The following is a 15,289-nucleotide window of genomic DNA, read 5'->3' as shown; positions in this document are numbered from 1 at the left end:
CGATGAGCGCAGTGAGGAGGGTGGGCCGCATGGAGAACACGACGATGACGATCGTGACGCGTTACTGCGTCGATGCTGTCACGCCCCTGCGCTCGACCACCCGTGATCGCGGCACCCTCGGTGCGCCCGCGGGTGCCCGTGGCAAGGGTCAGGGGACCGGTCTGTCCTACGCCGGCGGCACCGCCCGCGTCATGGACGGAGTGCGTCCCGGCTCCGCCCACGTCATCGACCCGTCCACCTCGTTCGCCCCGTCGGATGTCGTCCCGTTCCTCGGGAGGCCACCGGTCTAGTCCCTAGACCCAGGTCTTCTCCAAGGCCGCGGAACCCGACATCCGGGATCCGCGGCCTTCGTGCGTGTCCGGGCACCGACCGACCACGCCGAGGAGGACCCCATGGCCCTCGACCGCACCACCGGACCCACCACCCGCCCCCACCGGGCACCCGCCGCCCCACCACCCCGGGGCATCACCTTGAGGAGGCAGCGATGACACTCACGGAGCTCATCGACAACCAGGTCGCCGCGATCGCGGCCGCCGAGACCATCCCCTGCCAGGAGAACGAGCCCGAGATGTGGTTCGCCGACACCCCCGACGGTGTCGAGTTCGCCAAGTCCCTCTGCGGCACCTGCCCGGCGAGGGACGACTGCCTGGCCGGCGCCCTGGAGCGCCGGGAGCCGTGGGGCGTCTGGGGCGGACAGCTGTTCGTCGCAGGGGTGGTCGTGCCCCGCAAGAGGCCGCGCGGGCGGCCCCGCAAGGACGACGTCGCCGCGTAGGCGCTGACGAAGACACCGACACAGCTTGATCACCAAGGAGATCCATCATGTTCCAGCACTTCAGCCAGGAGCTGGCGCGCGTGCGCGTCGAGCGTCTGCCGAGGGCGCCGCGACCACGCGGCGCCTCAGAGATACGGACGTCGGTTCGCCGCCGTCAGCAGCGATGACCCTATGGTCGTCGGTTCCCGCGAGGCGGGCAGGATCGTCACGGTCCTGCCCGCCTCGTCGTGCGTGGGGGCTGTCCTGGCGCCCCAGGCCCGTGAGGGAGGGGCGGAGGCGGCATACGATCTCGGGGTGGACGACGGCGGCAGGGATGACGACGGCACGATGACGTGCGGCAGCTGCGGGTGGCAGGTGGCGGGAGCGGACCTGGCCGAGGCCAGGGTGCGGTGGACGTTCGGCACCGAGCGGGGTCGGACGGTGTGGGCCTGCGAGCGGTGCAGCCGGCAGCACGCCCGCTCGATCGAGGGCAAGCTCGACTCCGCGTGGTGGTAGGTCGCGCGTAGTCCCTCCCGGCCAGGGGAGAGAGACCGAGCCGGAGGCGCGGGGCTACTCCGACGGCGGGTGCAGGGTCAGGTCGTCCAGCCAGTGGGTCAGGATGGCTCGCGCCTCCACCTCGCCACCGATCTGGCACAGCACGCCGATGCCTCCGGCCCACACACGATGGATGAGGAGGTAGTCCGGAGGTAGGTCGAGGACGGCGATGACCGACTGCCAGCGGGGCTCGCTGACGTGGGCGAAGCATCCCCGGAGCCACGCGCGGCTGAACGTGTAGCGCTCGTGGCGTGCCGGCTCGAGGAAGGGGTCGAGGAACTCCAGCAGCAGGTCCGGGGCGAGGTCGGCACCGGGGTGGACCCACCCCTCCTCGCGAAGCCCGTCCAGCACGGCGGGGCCGGTGTCGTCGCCACTCAGCGCGAGACCGAGGAGACGTCCGACGGCGCTGGGCATCCCACCGGGAAGGCGGTTGACGGCCCCGAAGTCGAGGACCCCGAGACGGCCGTCCTCGGTGATGCGGAAGTTCCCCGGGTGCGGGTCGGCGTGGAGCAGGCCCACGTGGTCCGGCCCGGCCAGCAGGAAGTCCAGGTAGAGCGTGGCGGCCTGGTCCCGCTGCTCGGCAGACCCCTCGCGGATCACGGCGGACAGGGGTGTCCCCTCCAGCCAGTCCATCACGACGACCCGAGGCGTCGCCTCGAGCACCCTTGGTATGGCGAAGAACTCGCTCCCGGCGAAGGCATCCGCGAACTGGCGCTGCGCGGCCGCCTCCAGCGTGTAGTCCAGCTCCTCGCTCATCCGGGCCTGCAGCTCGTCGGTCACGGCCTTCATGTCGATGCCGGTCCGCAGCGCGCCGGTCACGCGCGCGACGCGGGCGAGCTGACGCAGGTCCGACAGCAGGGCGTCGCCCGCCCCGGGGTACTGCACCTTGACCGCCACCGTGCGGCCGTCGGCCCACCGGCCGCGGTGCACCTGCCCGATGGAGGCGGACGCCACGGGGACGTCGTCGAGCTCGTGGAAGCGGGACCGCCAGTCGTCGCCCAGCTCGCTCGCCAGGACGCGGTGGACGGTCTCCGCAGGCATCGAGGGGGCGGCGTCCTGGAGCGCCGTCAGGGCGCCTCGGTAGTGCGCCGCGACCTCCTCGGGCAGCGCCGCCTCGAAGATGGACATCGCCTGCCCGACCTTCATCGCCCCGCCCTTGAGCTGGCCGAGGACCGAGAAGAGCTGGTCAGCGGTGCGGGCGGCGACCTGGGCCGCGACGGCCTCGGCCGGCGCCCCGCCGAGACGGCGGCCGAGTCCCACCGCGGTGCGGCCGGCGTAGGTCAGCGGGAGGGCGGCCAGGCGGGCCGTGCGGTGGGCAGACCGTCGAGGGATGTCGTTCACCCCTTGATTGTCACCCCGCGAGGGAGACCTGGGCGGGTAGGTGGGTGAGGCATCGCGGGTGGACCGACCAGGTGCGCTGGCGCGGGACGGGGTCTGCGTCGTGGACCTCGGTGGTGAACCCCACCGGGAGGCGACGCCTGGTGACCGCGTCCCGAGCATGGGCGGCCGCCGCGCCCACGGCCAGCGCCGTGGTGGTGGGGTCGGTGCGCGCGGGCCGGGGGAGGCCGTCCAGACGCCGCGTCGTGAGCTGGGCCAGCAGGCGTGGCCAGGCGGGATCCCGGTCGGTGCGGTAGCGGTCCAGGCACAGGGGGCAGGGGTCGGCGAGCCCGCCCCACAGCGGCCCGACGGTCACCGAGCCGTCCGCCACGACGACCGGCAGGACCATCGCCCACGGTGCCCACTGCCGAGCGACGACGGGGTCGATCGCACCGTCCGCCACCAGCACCGCCAGGGCGGGCGGCCGGCGCGAGTCCCTGGCGGCGGTGCCGGCAGAGGGAGACGGCAGGTGGGTCGGGGCGAGCTCGTCCTGCACGTGGAGGCGAGGGTGCTGTCGTCGCAGGGCGCTCGCGACCTGCTCCGCGAGGTCGCCGATCCCGGCGACGAGCACCGGGACGCGAGCCAGGTCCGACGCGTCCGAGGACGAGTCCACTCCCGGTGCCGGCAGTCGCAGCACGTCCCGGGGGCGGCCGCCGCCGGGTGACCGGGGGTCGAGCAGGCCGTGGGCGGTCAGCAGGTCCAGCAGGTCGCCGAGGCGGCTGTCGTCCTCCCCGTGGCGGACGTAGACGAGCTGCAGGTCTGCCCGGGAGCGGGTGCCGTCGAGCGCCATGACGACCTCACGATCGGCGGCGCTGAGACCGGCCAGCACCATCGCGGTGGGGTGGTGCGCCCCGAGCTGGAGCTCGTCACCGCCACGGTCGAGCAGGCGGAGGCCGGGGCGGAGGGTGGGGCGTTCGCAACGGGTCATGGGTCGTCTCCTACGGGATGCGTGATGGATCGAGCGTGCCACACGCAAACTCAGGCAAACGACAGCAAAAGTACTTCTGTGGATAACCATGAGCGGGACTGTCCCGCTCGGAGATGCCGAGAGGCGGTGCCGGCACAGGTGCCGACACCGCCTCTCGGACGGCAGGTGGTGCTCAGGCCTTGCCGAGGATGCGGTTGAGGTTGGTGCCGCACTCGGGGCACTTGCCCTTGGCCATGCGGCGACCGTTGGTCTCCACGATGTTGCCCTCGGCCTCACGCTTGGCCTTGCACTTGACGCAGTAGAACTCACCCTTGTAGGTGTCGGCCATGTCGTCTCTCCTTGTCGTTCGTGCCGCGGGTGCGGCAATCGGACTTCGGTCACCATAGAGCACACGAGAGCTGGTTCCGGGGATTACGCCGCGTCACCTCGCGAGCACGCAGTCGTGCTCAGGGCGCCCAGGCTGCCCCTGCCGCCCGCGCCGCCGGTCGCGATCCGTGGCTAGGCTCGAGCCACGCGTGCGGCCGGGACGGCCCGGCGCCAGCGCAGCGACGTCGACGAGGATGGCCATGGATCGTGAAAGCCTTTGGTGGGAGCAGGATTTCGAGCACCTGGCGGTGACCCGCCGGGTGCAGGGCGAGCGTCATACGGCCGTGGTCACCCTGGACCTGCCGGAGCAGCGCAACGCCATGAGCGAGGAGATGACGACCTCGTGGGCGCGTCTCGCCTCGTTGCTCGGGGACGACACGCAGCTGGCGTGTGTCGTGGTGACGGGTGCGGGCACGGCGTTCACCTCGGGGGGCAACCTGTCCTGGCTGATGGCCGAGCCGGACGCGTCGGTCAGCGACCTCCGGGCCAGGATGCGCACCTTCTACCGTCGTTGGCTGTCGATGACGAGGCTGGAGGTGCCGGTCGTGGCGGCCGTCAACGGCCACGCGATCGGCGCCGGACTGGCTCTCGCCCTGGCCTGCGACGTGCGCTACGTCGCCGAGGAGGCCAGGCTCGCCGTGCCCTTCACCGGGCTCGGCCTGCACCCCGGTATGGCGACCACGTGGTCGCTGCCATCGGTCGCGGGGCCGGCGCTCGCGGCCGACATGCTCCTGACGGGGCGGGTGGTCCTGGGCCACGAGGCGGTGGGCCTGGGACTGGCGTCCGCGGCCGCCCCGGCGGACGAGGTGCTCCGGCTGGCCCTGGACGCCGCCGACCGCGTCGCCGCCGCGGCGCCGGTGGCCACGAGGCTGACCCTGGCCGCGCTGCGGGACGGCGGCCACGACGGTCCGGCCGCGGCGCTGGAGTGGGAGGCCCTCGCACAGGCCACCACGATGGCGACGGCGGACCTGCAGGAGGGCGTCCGGGCGGCGACCGAGCGGCGACCGCCCACCTTCACCGGCCGCTGAGCACGGCGCGCTTGCCCCGGGCCACGCCCGAGCGCCGCTAGGGTGCCGCCATGAGTGAGGTCGAGGTGCGCCGGAGCACCCGTCGACGCCGCACCGTCAGCGCCTACCGCGAGGGCGATCGCATCGTCGTGCTCATCCCCGCCGGGCACTCCCGCAGCCAGGAGCAGGAGTGGATCGACCAGATGGTCGGCCGCATCGAGGCGCGCGAGCACCGGGTGCGCCCGAGCGACGGCCGGCTGGCCGAGCGGGCGTGGGAGCTGTCCCAGTCCTACCTCGGTGGCCTGGCCAGGCCCGCGAGCATCTCCTGGGTGTCCAACCAGCACCGGCGGTGGGGGTCGTGCACCCCCGCGGACGGCACCATCCGGATCTCCGACCGGGTGGCCGCGCTGCCCCGGTGGGTCCAGGACTACGTCGTCCTGCACGAGCTGGCGCACCTGCTGCAGCCCGGGCACGGGCCGGAGTTCTGGCGCCTGCTGCGGAGCTATCCCAAGCTGGAGCGCGCCAAGGGCTTCCTCGAGGGAGTTGCGCACGGCGCACGCGATGACACCCCGCCCGGGGATCCGGGGGACACGGGGGACTGCGTCGACGGATGACCCGTCTCAGGGCGCGCGGAGGCCGGCCCGCTCGATCAGACGGGGCAGCTCCTCGCCGTGCGGGTGCGGCAGCGCGTCCACGGGCCACCAGGCGACGTCGAGGGACTCCGCGCTGACGACGGGCTCGACCTCGCGGACGACGGCGACGAACCTCAGGTCCAGGTGCTCGCGGCACACCGTGAACCCCTCACCCAGCGCGTGCCGGTCCAGGTCGACCAGGACCGGCGTCACCTGCAGGTCCGGGATGCCCGACTCCTCGCGGCCCTCGCGCTGGGCGGCCGCCGCCACGTCCGCGTCGCCGGGCTCGGCATGACCACCGAGCTGGAACCACGTGCGGGCCTTGCGATGGTGCGTGAGCAGCACCTGGCGCCGGTCCTCGGACAGCACCAGGACGCTCGCCGTGAGGTGGGCGGCTGGCCCGTGCTTCCACCACGCGTCGGGGTGACGGTCGAGGTGCACCAGGAAGTCCTCGCGCAGCGACTCCTCCCTCGCGTCGACCGGAGCCAGCTCTGCCAGCAGTCGTATGGCGTCCGCCCGGAGGCTCGCGAGGTTGCCCGGTCGCGCGGGGTCCGTCACGCCGGGCCGTCGGTGGGGCCGCCTCCGGGACGGTCCTCGCGCCCCTCCGACAGCAGTCGGTCGAGCTCGGCGTCCAGGTCGTCGCCCTGCCCGGAGCGCACGCGCTGGACGTAGCCGAGGACGTCGTCCAGGTCGTCGCCGGTCGGCGCCACGTCGGGGTGCGCCCAGACGCTGTCGCGCAGCTCCTGCCCGCCGGCGTCCTCGAGGGCTGCGAACAGGTTGGCGGCGTCGCGCAGCCGGCGGGGACGCAGCTCGAGCCCCACGAGCTGGGCGAAGGCCTTCTCCGCAGGGCCGCCGGTCGCCCGGCGTCGCCGCACGGTCTCGCCGAGGGCGGCCGCCTCCGGCAGGTGCGGTCGCGTGGCTCGGTCGGCGACGACGTCGACCCATCCCTCGACGAGGGCGAGCAGCGTCTCGAGCGAGGCCAGGGCGCGACGCTGGGCGTCTGAGGGTTCCGGGGTGAACAGCGTCGAGCCCAGTGCCTCCTGCAGGGCGGCGGGGTCGCTCGGGTCGACCGTGGACATGCGGGCGGAGATGCCCTCGACGTCGATCGAGATGTCACGGGCGTAGGCCTGCACGGCAGAGGTCAGGGACGCGGTCAGCCACGGGGCGGCGGTGAACAACCGGGACCGGGCCGCCTCGCGGGCCGCGAGGTAGAGGCGCACCTCGGCGGGGTCGACCTCGAGGCCCTCGGAGAGGGCGCGAACCCCGGAGGGGAGCAGGGCCACGGCGTGACCCGGCACGAGGGGGAGTCCCACCTCGGTGCCGGACACCACGTCCTCGCTGAGGCCACCGACCGCCTCGGCCGTCTGGGCGGCGAACATCGCCGCACCCATGCGGTGCATCATCGGGCCCATCTGCGCCATCATCGCCGTGGTGTCCATCCCCTGGGGGAGCTGTGGCATGCCCGGCATGCCCGAGAGCTGCTCCAGCCCGCCGTGCTCGGCGAGCTCCTCGAGCTGCCCCCGCATCGCCCCCGTCATCGCGGCCGTGACGCCGTCCGCGACCGGGGTGACCAGCTCGATCCAGGTGGGCATCGTCGCCTGGACCCACTCGGCCCGGCTCCACACGGCGTCCGGCGCGTTGGCCGCCTCGAAGGCCGTGGCCTGGTCGAGCCACAGCTGGGCCACGCGGATGGCGTCGGCGTGGGAGCGACGGTCGGCGTCCCCCACGACGGCGTCGCCGCCCTGGGCGACGCGCTTGCGCGCGAGGTCGAGCGCGACCGCCCCGTCGACGGCACCCTCGGGGGCCGGACCGGAGAACATCGCCTGGACCTGCTGGCGCACCATCGCCAGCTGGGTGGGGTCGAGCTGCTCCATGCCGAGCTGACGGAGGGCGTCGCGCACCTGAGGGTTGTCCGCGAGCGAGGGGTCACCCATCATCTCGCCGAGCATGCGGGCCAGGGCGGCGGCATCGTCGGGGTCGTGCGGTCCGGACCCGGGTCCGTTGGTGGGTGGGACGGTCACGACGTGCTCCTCCGGTCGACGGATCGGGTGGTACTGCAGCCTCAACGCTAGGAGGGAGCGGGGCGTTCCGTCACGTGCGTCCAGGGACGACGGCGTCGAGGTGCACCACCCTGTCGGTGATGGAGACTAGCCTCTCCCGCAGACGTCCCCCTCGACGGAAGGGCCCCCGTGAGCCAGCCAGTCCCCAGCGCCCGGCTCGTCGCCGTGCGTGACGCGCCGCTGTCCGTCGACGAGGTCCTGGCGGCGGTGAGCGATCCGCGGGCCGGGGCGATCGTGCCGTTCATCGGCATCGTCCGGGACCACGACAGCGACAAGGGCGTCACCAGCCTCGACTACTCGGGCCACCCCACCGCCCTCGACCGCCTGGCCGAGGTCGTGGCCGGCACCCAACAGCTCCCGGGCGTCCTCGCCGCCGCGGCGGTGCACCGTGTCGGCCACCTCGAGATCGGCGACCTGGCCGTCGTCTGCGCGGTGAGCGCCTCGCACCGGGGGGAGGCCTTCGACGCCTGCCGGCACCTCATCGACACGCTCAAGTCGACCGTCCCGATCTGGAAGCACCAGGCCTTCTCCGACGGGACCGAGGAGTGGGTGGGGCTGCCGTGACGGGGGCCTTCCCCGCCCCGGGGATCCCCGCTCCCCGCCGGCGGCGCCGTCGCGTCCTCGCCGCAGTCCTGGGCCTCCTGTGCCTGGTGCTGGTCGCCCTCGCCTTCATCCCGCTGCCGTATGTCGTGATGGGTCCCGGCCCCGTCACCAACACCCTGGGCGCGACCCGCGACGGCCGACCGCTCATCTCGGTGCCCAAGGCCCAGGACCACCCCGCGTCGGGCGTCCTCAGCTTCACCACCGTCTCGGTGCGGGGTGGCCCGGGTGCCACGGTCACGGCATACGACCTGCTGGCCGCGTCCGTCTCGCAGGCTCGCTCGGTCGTGCCCGAGGAGCAGGTGTTCCCCCAGGGCGCGACCAACGAGGAGATCAAGCGCGAGAACGCCGCCGAGATGACCCACTCCCAGGAGGACGCGGTGGTCGTGGCCGAGCGCGCGCTGGGGCTCACGGTGCCCGAGACCGTCTCGGTGGGGGTGCTCCCGACCGGGTCCCCGGCCATCGGGCGGCTCGAGCCCGGAGACCGCTTCGTGCAGGTCGGGTCCACCCCGGTGACCGGCAGCGCGGGGCTGCGGTCGGCGATCCAGTCCTACGCCGCCGGTCAGTCCGTGCCGGTCACCGTCGTGCGCGACGGAGCCCGCCGTCAGGTGTCCCTGCCCGTGCGTGAGCAGCAGGGACGCAAGGTGATCGGGGTCGGGCTCAAGGTCGACTACACCTTTCCCGTCAAGGTCACCATCGACGCCGGCGACGTGGGTGGACCCTCCGCCGGGATGATGTTCGCCCTCGGCATCCACGACCGCCTGACGCCCGGCGAGCTGACGGCGGGCCAGCGCATCGCTGGCACGGGCACCCTGTCGCCCGACGGGCGGGTCGGGCCGATCGGGGGGATCCAGCAGAAGCTCGCCGGTGCCCGCGCGGCCGGGATCCAGTGGTTCCTCGCGCCGGCCGGCAACTGCGGCGAGGTCGTCGGCCACGTGCCGGACGGGCTGCGGGTCGTGCGCGTCGACGACTTCGACGACGCGCTGGCGGACGTGCGGGCCATCGCGGCCGGCAAGGGCGCGGGCCTGCAGGGTTGCGGCTGACCCGATGCGCTCGTGTCAGACCCGGTCGACCGTCAGGCCTCGCTAAGGGTGGCCCGCAACGCCTCGACGAGGCCCGGGGCGATGTCCGGACCCATCGCGACGGCGTCGTCGCTGTCGTGGGCGCGCTGACGCAGGAGCGTCACCTGCTGGCCGGAGCGGTCCACGGCCACGAGCAGCCGCACGTCCTGGCGCGCCGGGTGGGACGCGAGGCGCTCGAGGGCGGCCTCCGGGTCCTCGGGCAGGTCCGCCTCGGCCTCCGGAGGCACGACGATCCGCTCGACGCTGATGGCGGTGCCCGCGACCTCGGCGGGCCACACGATGCCGGCCAGCAGGTCCTCCAGACCTGACGCGTCGGGCAGCTCCTCCTGCTCGATGGCCGTCAGGCCCGCGGGGTCCTCGCCCTCGAGCCTGGCGCCGAGCTGGGGCTCGGCAGCCAGCAGCTCGGCGGTGCGGACGAGGGCGAACAGCCGCGTGGGCTGGTCCCAGCCGGAGCGGGCCACGTGCTGCTCGGTGTCGACGGCGCACGTGATGAGGGGCGTGGGGACGAGCTGAGGAGTCGAGGTCACGGGTCCATGCTGCCTGAGGGCGGCAGGAACCCCTAGCCGGGGACTCCAGACAGCCGGTCAGCCTATAGCCGCCTGCCGAGGCCTTGACGGGGCCCGCGAGACATCGGCGAGCGTCCGGAGCCACATCAGGGTGACGTCTCCCGCCGACGTCCAGCGAGCCGGGGTAGGTTGGGCCGCGAGCACCACGGGCGGCAGTCGCGGCCCGGCGGCCCGAACGTGCAGGAGGACGACGCAGTGAGTGACGAGGGGCGCCCCGCGTCGGGTCCGGCCGATCCCGGAGGCGCAGGTGGCGCGGCACGTGCCCGTCGCCGACCGGGCCGGGGGAGAGCCGGGCGTGGGTGGCTCGGCCCGCTGCTGACGATCGTCGCGGTGGCCGCGCTGGCGCTGGGTGCGCTGGCGAGCGTGTGGACGCAGGTGCTGTGGTTCGACAGCGTCCGCTTCAGCCGCGTCTTCACCACCGAGCTGCTCACCAAGGCCGGGCTGTTCGTGACCGGCGCGCTGGTCGTCGGCGCCCTGGCCTGCTCGAGCATCCTCATCGGCCACCGGCTGCGCCCCGTCTACGCCCCCGTCACGGACGAGCAGGTCGCCCTCGACCGCTACCGCGCGATGCTGGACCCCCTGCGCCGGCTGGCCGTCTGGGTCGTGCCGGGCGTGCTCGGGGTCTTCAGCGGCACCGCGCTGGCCAGCCAGTGGCAGACCTTCCTGCTGTGGCTGCACCGGGTCCCCTTCGGCAAGCAGGACCCCGAGTTCGGGATGGACATCGGGTTCTTCGTCTTCACCCTCCCATGGGTGAGCTTCCTGCTTGACTTCGCCCTCATGGGCCTGGTCCTCGCCGCCATCGTGGCCGCCCTGACCCACTACCTGTATGGCGGACTGCGCCCACCGGGCATGAGCGGGCGCTCCACCAAGGCGGCGGTCGTCCACCTCTCCTGCCTGTTCGCGGCGGTGGCGCTGGTGCAGGGGCTCAGCTACTGGTTCGGGCGCTACGACCTGGCGGTGGCCGACTCCGGGCGCATCACCGGCATCACCTACACCGGCGCCCACGCGGTCCTCCCCGGTCGTTCGATCCTCGCGGTCGCGGCCGTCCTGTGCGCGCTCTTCTTCCTGGCTTCGATCTGGACCGGGTCGTGGCGGCTGCCGGTGGTGGGCGTGAGCCTGCTCGCCGTGTGCGCGCTGGTGATCGGGACCATCTATCCCATGCTCGTGCAGAGCCTCAAGGTCAAGCCGAGCGAGCGCACCCTGGAGCAGCCCTACATCCAGCGCAACATCGAGGCCACCAGGTCGGCCTTCGGGCTCGACAAGGTGGTCAAGACGCCCTACAAGGCGGAGACCACGGTCTCGAGCGGTCAGCTGCGCGGCGACGCCGACACCATCCCGGGCATCCGGATCGTCGACCCCGCGATCGTGGGGCAGACCTTCGAGGCCATCCAGGCGGTCAAGGCCTTCTACTCCTTCCCCGCCAGCCTCGACGTCGACCGCTACCGCCTCGAGGGCAAGTTGGTGGACGCCGTGGTGGGCGCCCGCGAGCTGCGGCTCGACGACCTCGACCGCTCGTGGCGCAACTGGGTCAACGACCACACGGTCTACACGCACGGCTACGGCCTCGTCGCGGCCTACGGCAACCGGCGCGGACCGGACGGTCAGCCGGTCTTCTTCGAGCAGAACATCCCCTCGACCGGCAAGCTCGGCACCTACGAGCCCCGCATCTACTTCGGGGAGGAGTCCCCGACCTACTCCATCGTCGGTGCCCCGGAGGGCAGCGGCGACGCGGAGCTCGACCACCCCGACGGCAGCGCCGGCGGCCAGCGCAACACGACCTACCGGGGGGCGGGTGGCGTCCAGATCGGGTCCTTCCCCCGTCGCCTCGCCTATGCCATCGCCTATCGCGAGCCCAACATCCTGCTGTCCAGCGCCGTCAACCCGGAGTCGCGCCTGCTCGACATCCGCAAGCCGCGCGAGCGGATCGGCAGGGTCGCCCCGTGGCTGACGCTGGACGGTGATCCCTACCCCGCGGTGGTCGACGGACGGGTCCAGTGGATCGTCGACGGCTACACGACGAGCGCCAACTACCCCTACTCGCAGCTGACCGAGATCGAGGACGCGACCTCCGACGCCCTCACGGCCCGGTCCGCGAACGTTGCCGCCCTGGCGCCGGCGCGCGTCAACTACATGCGCAACTCGGTCAAGGCCACGGTCGACGCCTACGACGGCACCGTGCACCTCTATGCGTGGGACGACCAGGACCCGCTGCTGAAGGCCTGGACCAAGGCCTTCCCCGGGACCGTCGAGCCCATGTCGGCGATCAAGGGGGAGCTGATGCAGCACCTGCGCTACCCCGAAGACATGTTCAAGGTCCAGCGATCGATGCTCGGCAAGTACCACGTGACCGACGCCAACAGCTTCTTCGGCGGGCAGGACTTCTGGAAGGTCCCGACCGACCCGAGCGACCGGACGACCGGGGCGCCCAGCCAGCCTCCGTACTACCTCTCGCTGGCCGTGCCAGGCCAGGCGGCCCCGACCTTCTCGCTGACCACCACCTACACCCCGGAGAAGCGCTCGGTGCTGTCCGCCTTCCTCTCGGCCGACGCCGATGCCGGGGGCAAGGACGGTCAGCGCAAGGATGGCTATGGCACGTTGAGGCTGCTCGAGCTGCCACGGGACACCCAGGTGCAGGGGCCGGGGCAGGTCGCCAACAACATCTTCTCCTCCAACGACTCGTCGCCTCGGTTCGCGCTGACGCTGAGCCAGTTCCTCAACAACAACTCGCAGGGTGGGTCCAAGGTCTCGATGGGCAACCTGCTGACCCTGCCCGTGGGCGGGGGAGTGCTCTACGTCCAGCCGATCTACGTGCAGGCCTCGTCCGGCACGTCCGCGTACCCCCAGTCCAAGGCGATCGTCGCCTCGTTCGGCGACAAGCTCGCCTGGTCGGACACGCTGGACGGCGCGCTCGACGGACTCTTCGGCGGCAACTCGGGAGCCACGGCCGGCGACCAGGGCACGTCGGGCCCGGCGGCCCCGACCGCTCCGAGCACCCCGACCCCGGGCCAGAGCCCAGGCACCCCTCAAGGCAACCAGGGCAACGCGGAGGTGGCCAAGCAGCTCACCGCAGCGCAGGAGGCGATGAAGGCGGCCGACGAGGCGCTGGCCAAGGGCGACTTCACGGCGTACGGCGAGGCACAGAAGCGGGTGCGGGCGGCGGTGGACGCGGCTCTCAAGGCCCAGCGTCCGGGACAGACCACCGTGGTGCCGGCGTCGCCGTCCGCCACCCCGTCGGCGACGCCCACCTCGACGCCGACCCCGACGAGTCCCTGACCGGGTCAGGAAGGGTGACGGAAGCGCGGCTGGTCGCCGATTTGCACCTCCCGTCCACCGTCGCGTAACCTGAAGTCACCGACGCGGGGTGGAGCAGCTCGGTAGCTCGCCGGGCTCATAACCCGGAGGTCGCAGGTTCAAATCCTGCCCCCGCTACCAAGCTGGCCCGGGATTCGATCCGAATCCCGGGCCAGAAGCATGTCTGGGCGGTCATCGCTCCGCGGCTCTCCCGCCGGCAGGCACTCAGGCTCGCCAGGTCCGCGGCCTCACCACGTCATGGACGTGCGAACGACGAGGGCACCCGCGTCGGGTTCCGAGCCCTCTCCTCACGCGGACAGGTGCCGCTGCCTGGGCCAGACTCGCGACCAGGAGCCGACCGGGCCGGCGCAGACCCACACCCGCGCACCGGAGTCCTCGTTGTCCACGCCGGGGTCCAGGGTGGCCGCGAGCCGGCACCCGTCCCACAGGTCGGGGTCGGGCTCCCTGTCGCCGAGGAGCACGACGGGGCCGGAGCTCTCGGGTGGGGGTTCCAGTCGGCGTAGCCGTTGTGCCCGCTCCACGCGGGCTTCCCCGTGAACCAGCTCGACGCACCCGCCTCCCCGTAGTTCTGGCTCAGCACGACGACACCGGCCGGCTGCTGGTCGACGACGTCTTGCACCTGGGCGACCACGGTGGGCCAGCCGATGGTGCTGAGCTGGTCGTCGTTGATCGCGGCCCACGGGGTCGCGGCATAGACGGGTGCCGGTAGCACGGGCAGGGCGGACGGCAACGGCACCAGTCCGGCGATCGCCGCGATCCAGACGAACCGTGAGGACCGGGGCCGCCCGGGCGCCGGCGTCGGGAGCGCCGGGCTCCAGCGTGCTGCGCCTGCTGCGGCCAGGGTCACCAGCAGGCCGCGGGTGCAGTCATGCTTCCCGCCGGTGGCGAGCAGCACCGCGAGCACCACGACGTATGCCGTCGCGACGGGGCCGACCAGGGCCGTCCGGTTGCCAGCCCGGCGCCGATGCCGTGCGCCGTCAGGTAGCCGCCGATCGGCCCGAGCAGCAGGAGCTGGAAGCCGGCCGGCGTCCTCGGCCCGGATGCCGGCACCGCGCTCGAGCCGGGGCCAGCCGTGGGTGGCCTGCCAATGGGGGTTCGGGCCCACAGCGCGATGGCGACCAGGGCGGCCGCCCAGAGCCACGGACTCGCGAGGTGCCCCCGGAACCGCGGTGACCCAGCGAGCCGACGCCCAGGCCGACGGTGAGGAAGGCCGGTAGCGTCGTGTTCCACGACCCCACCCCGAGCAGCAGGCCCGCGGTCAGCCACCACCGTCGGTCCCCCGAGTCCAACGCCGTGACCGCGAGGCGGGTCACCCCCACCCACACGGCCAGGTCGAGCGTGGACGTCGAGAGCAGGTGCCCGACGGAGGGCGCCCCCGGCCCGACCACCACCACCACCCACGGTGGCCAGCAGCGGGGTCAGCGGCGGCTGGTCGGGGCAGCTCCACTGCGGGTGGTGGCCCGCCACGACGAAGTAGAGCTCGTCGCGATGGGGGCCGTAGCGGGGCGCCAGGATCAGGAGCACGACCCCCGTCGCCGTCGCTACCCACGGCACCGCCCGGGATCGCCCAGCCCCCGCCGGCTCCTGCTGCTCGTCGGGCCAGGTGCCCGCGTCCCGTGCCATCCGTGCCATGGTCCGTCCCTCCCGGGAAGTGGTCGGCGATGCCGGACGAGGGGGACGCGCATGACCCTCGAACCACGCACCCGGGGGAGGCAACGCCCCGTCGACGTGATCGTACTCAGGGGCTCGAACGCCCGATTTGGCACCACCCGGACGCCTGTGTAATGTTTCCGCTCGTGCCCCGGCCACGGAGCGCGAAGCGGGACTCACCCCCCCCGGGGGATGCGGATCACGCGGAGTTGACGAGGTGGCCACGAACGAGTACCCTCGTCGGGTTGCTTGGCGCAGACAGTCAGGACGAAGCACGTTCCCAACGGGAGCTGCGAGGCCGGACTTGACGCGGGAAGCACGAAAGAGTAAGTTTGAATGGTTGCCACGACGCAGGAACGAACGAAAAGTTCGAGACCACGACGTGAGCGTCCGATGTTTGAGA

At 72.8% G+C, this 15,289-nt stretch carries 14 protein-coding genes and 1 tRNA gene; 9 read left to right on the top strand and 6 right to left on the bottom strand.

Going from position 1 to position 15,289, the window contains the following annotated elements:
• The first annotated feature begins 29 nt into the window (after window positions 1-29).
• The 3 genes from B4K29_RS02990 to B4K29_RS02980 all read left to right on the top strand — a co-directional run bounded on the left by B4K29_RS02990 (window position 30) and on the right by B4K29_RS02980 (window position 1,267).
• Window positions 30-290, top strand: coding sequence for a hypothetical protein (locus B4K29_RS02990; protein ID WP_239263131.1), 261 nt, complete (start codon window positions 30-32; stop codon window positions 288-290).
• Between the two features lie 194 nt (window positions 291-484).
• Entirely contained in the window at window positions 485-772 is a 288-nt protein-coding gene (locus B4K29_RS02985) for a WhiB family transcriptional regulator (protein ID WP_019287530.1), read from the top strand.
• Between the two features lie 171 nt (window positions 773-943).
• Window positions 944-1,267: a hypothetical protein gene (locus B4K29_RS02980; protein WP_286960283.1), complete on the top strand. Its 324-nt coding sequence runs from the start codon at window positions 944-946 to the stop codon at window positions 1,265-1,267.
• A gap of 54 nt (window positions 1,268-1,321) precedes the next feature.
• Here the strand turns inward: B4K29_RS02980 and B4K29_RS02975 are convergent, their stop codons facing one another.
• The 3 genes from B4K29_RS02975 to B4K29_RS02965 form a co-directional block, all read right to left on the bottom strand.
• On the bottom strand, window positions 1,322-2,647 hold the full coding sequence (locus B4K29_RS02975) for an ABC1 kinase family protein (protein WP_286958153.1): 1,326 nt from the start codon (window positions 2,645-2,647) through the stop codon (window positions 1,322-1,324).
• A gap of 10 nt (window positions 2,648-2,657) precedes the next feature.
• A complete protein-coding gene (locus B4K29_RS02970; protein WP_029210389.1) occupies window positions 2,658-3,611 on the bottom strand; it encodes a hypothetical protein in 954 nt (317 codons plus the stop codon).
• Window positions 3,612-3,783: 172 nt separating this feature from the next.
• Complete coding sequence (locus B4K29_RS02965) at window positions 3,784-3,939, bottom strand: DUF5679 domain-containing protein (protein ID WP_019287526.1); 156 nt, start codon at window positions 3,937-3,939, stop codon at window positions 3,784-3,786.
• Window positions 3,940-4,177: 238 nt separating this feature from the next.
• On the opposite strand from B4K29_RS02965, the gene B4K29_RS02960 reads away from it, so the two are divergent.
• Together B4K29_RS02960 and B4K29_RS02955 are read left to right on the top strand one after the other, a co-directional pair.
• Window positions 4,178-5,005, top strand: coding sequence for an enoyl-CoA hydratase/isomerase family protein (locus tag B4K29_RS02960; protein WP_084412411.1), 828 nt, complete (start codon window positions 4,178-4,180; stop codon window positions 5,003-5,005).
• Window positions 5,006-5,055: 50 nt separating this feature from the next.
• The gene (locus B4K29_RS02955; RefSeq protein ID WP_286966351.1) at window positions 5,056-5,598 is read left to right on the top strand and encodes a M48 family metallopeptidase; all 543 of its coding nucleotides are present in this window, start codon (window positions 5,056-5,058) and stop codon (window positions 5,596-5,598) included.
• Between the two features lie 6 nt (window positions 5,599-5,604).
• Here the strand turns inward: B4K29_RS02955 and B4K29_RS02950 are convergent, their stop codons facing one another.
• Window positions 5,605-6,174 carry an NUDIX hydrolase gene (locus tag B4K29_RS02950; RefSeq protein ID WP_029210391.1) on the bottom strand — a complete coding sequence of 190 codons (570 nt, stop codon included), beginning with the start codon at window positions 6,172-6,174 and terminating at the stop codon, window positions 5,605-5,607.
• Window positions 6,171-7,637: a zinc-dependent metalloprotease gene (locus B4K29_RS02945; RefSeq protein WP_029210392.1), complete on the bottom strand. Its 1,467-nt coding sequence runs from the start codon at window positions 7,635-7,637 to the stop codon at window positions 6,171-6,173. The genes B4K29_RS02950 and B4K29_RS02945 overlap by 4 nt, the downstream gene beginning before the upstream one ends.
• A gap of 168 nt (window positions 7,638-7,805) precedes the next feature.
• On the opposite strand from B4K29_RS02945, the gene B4K29_RS02940 reads away from it, so the two are divergent.
• Complete coding sequence (locus tag B4K29_RS02940) at window positions 7,806-8,240, top strand: molybdenum cofactor biosynthesis protein MoaE (protein ID WP_029210393.1); 435 nt, start codon at window positions 7,806-7,808, stop codon at window positions 8,238-8,240.
• Entirely contained in the window at window positions 8,237-9,319 is a 1,083-nt protein-coding gene (locus B4K29_RS02935) for a YlbL family protein (RefSeq protein WP_019287518.1), read from the top strand. Before B4K29_RS02940 ends, B4K29_RS02935 begins: the two co-directional genes overlap by 4 nt.
• A 32-nt stretch (window positions 9,320-9,351) precedes the next feature.
• Here the strand turns inward: B4K29_RS02935 and B4K29_RS02930 are convergent, their stop codons facing one another.
• A complete protein-coding gene (locus B4K29_RS02930; RefSeq protein WP_029210395.1) occupies window positions 9,352-9,885 on the bottom strand; it encodes a PPA1309 family protein in 534 nt (177 codons plus the stop codon).
• Window positions 9,886-10,101: 216 nt separating this feature from the next.
• Between B4K29_RS02930 and B4K29_RS02925 the strand changes: the two genes are divergently transcribed.
• Window positions 10,102-13,197 (top strand): UPF0182 family protein, encoded by a 3,096-nt coding sequence (locus B4K29_RS02925; protein WP_286958152.1) that lies wholly within the window; start codon window positions 10,102-10,104, stop codon window positions 13,195-13,197.
• 82 nt (window positions 13,198-13,279) lie between these two features.
• A tRNA-Met gene (locus B4K29_RS02920) sits at window positions 13,280-13,356 on the top strand.
• Window positions 13,357-15,289 lie beyond the last annotated feature (1,933 nt).

It is taken from the genome of Arsenicicoccus sp. UBA6765 (assembly GCF_002453335.1).
GTDB lineage: Bacteria > Actinomycetota > Actinomycetes > Actinomycetales > Dermatophilaceae > Arsenicicoccus > Arsenicicoccus bolidensis.
Note: the sequence above shows the minus strand (reverse complement) of the source record. Positions and strands in the feature narration are given on the sequence as shown.

Excerpts from the sequence above, each read along its gene's own strand:
- B4K29_RS02990 (WP_239263131.1), top strand. The coding sequence starts at position 30 with ATGGAGAACACGACGATGACGATCGTGACGCGTTACTGCGTCGATGCT.
- B4K29_RS02980 (WP_286960283.1), top strand. The coding sequence starts at position 944 with ATGGTCGTCGGTTCCCGCGAGGCGGGCAGGATCGTCACGGTCCTGCCC.
- B4K29_RS02970 (WP_029210389.1), bottom strand. The coding sequence starts at position 3,611 with ATGACCCGTTGCGAACGCCCCACCCTCCGCCCCGGCCTCCGCCTGCTC.
- B4K29_RS02965 (WP_019287526.1), bottom strand. The coding sequence starts at position 3,939 with ATGGCCGACACCTACAAGGGTGAGTTCTACTGCGTCAAGTGCAAGGCC.
- B4K29_RS02985 (WP_019287530.1), top strand. The coding sequence starts at position 485 with ATGACACTCACGGAGCTCATCGACAACCAGGTCGCCGCGATCGCGGCC.
- B4K29_RS02960 (WP_084412411.1), top strand. The coding sequence starts at position 4,178 with ATGGATCGTGAAAGCCTTTGGTGGGAGCAGGATTTCGAGCACCTGGCG.
- B4K29_RS02955 (WP_286966351.1), top strand. The coding sequence starts at position 5,056 with ATGAGTGAGGTCGAGGTGCGCCGGAGCACCCGTCGACGCCGCACCGTC.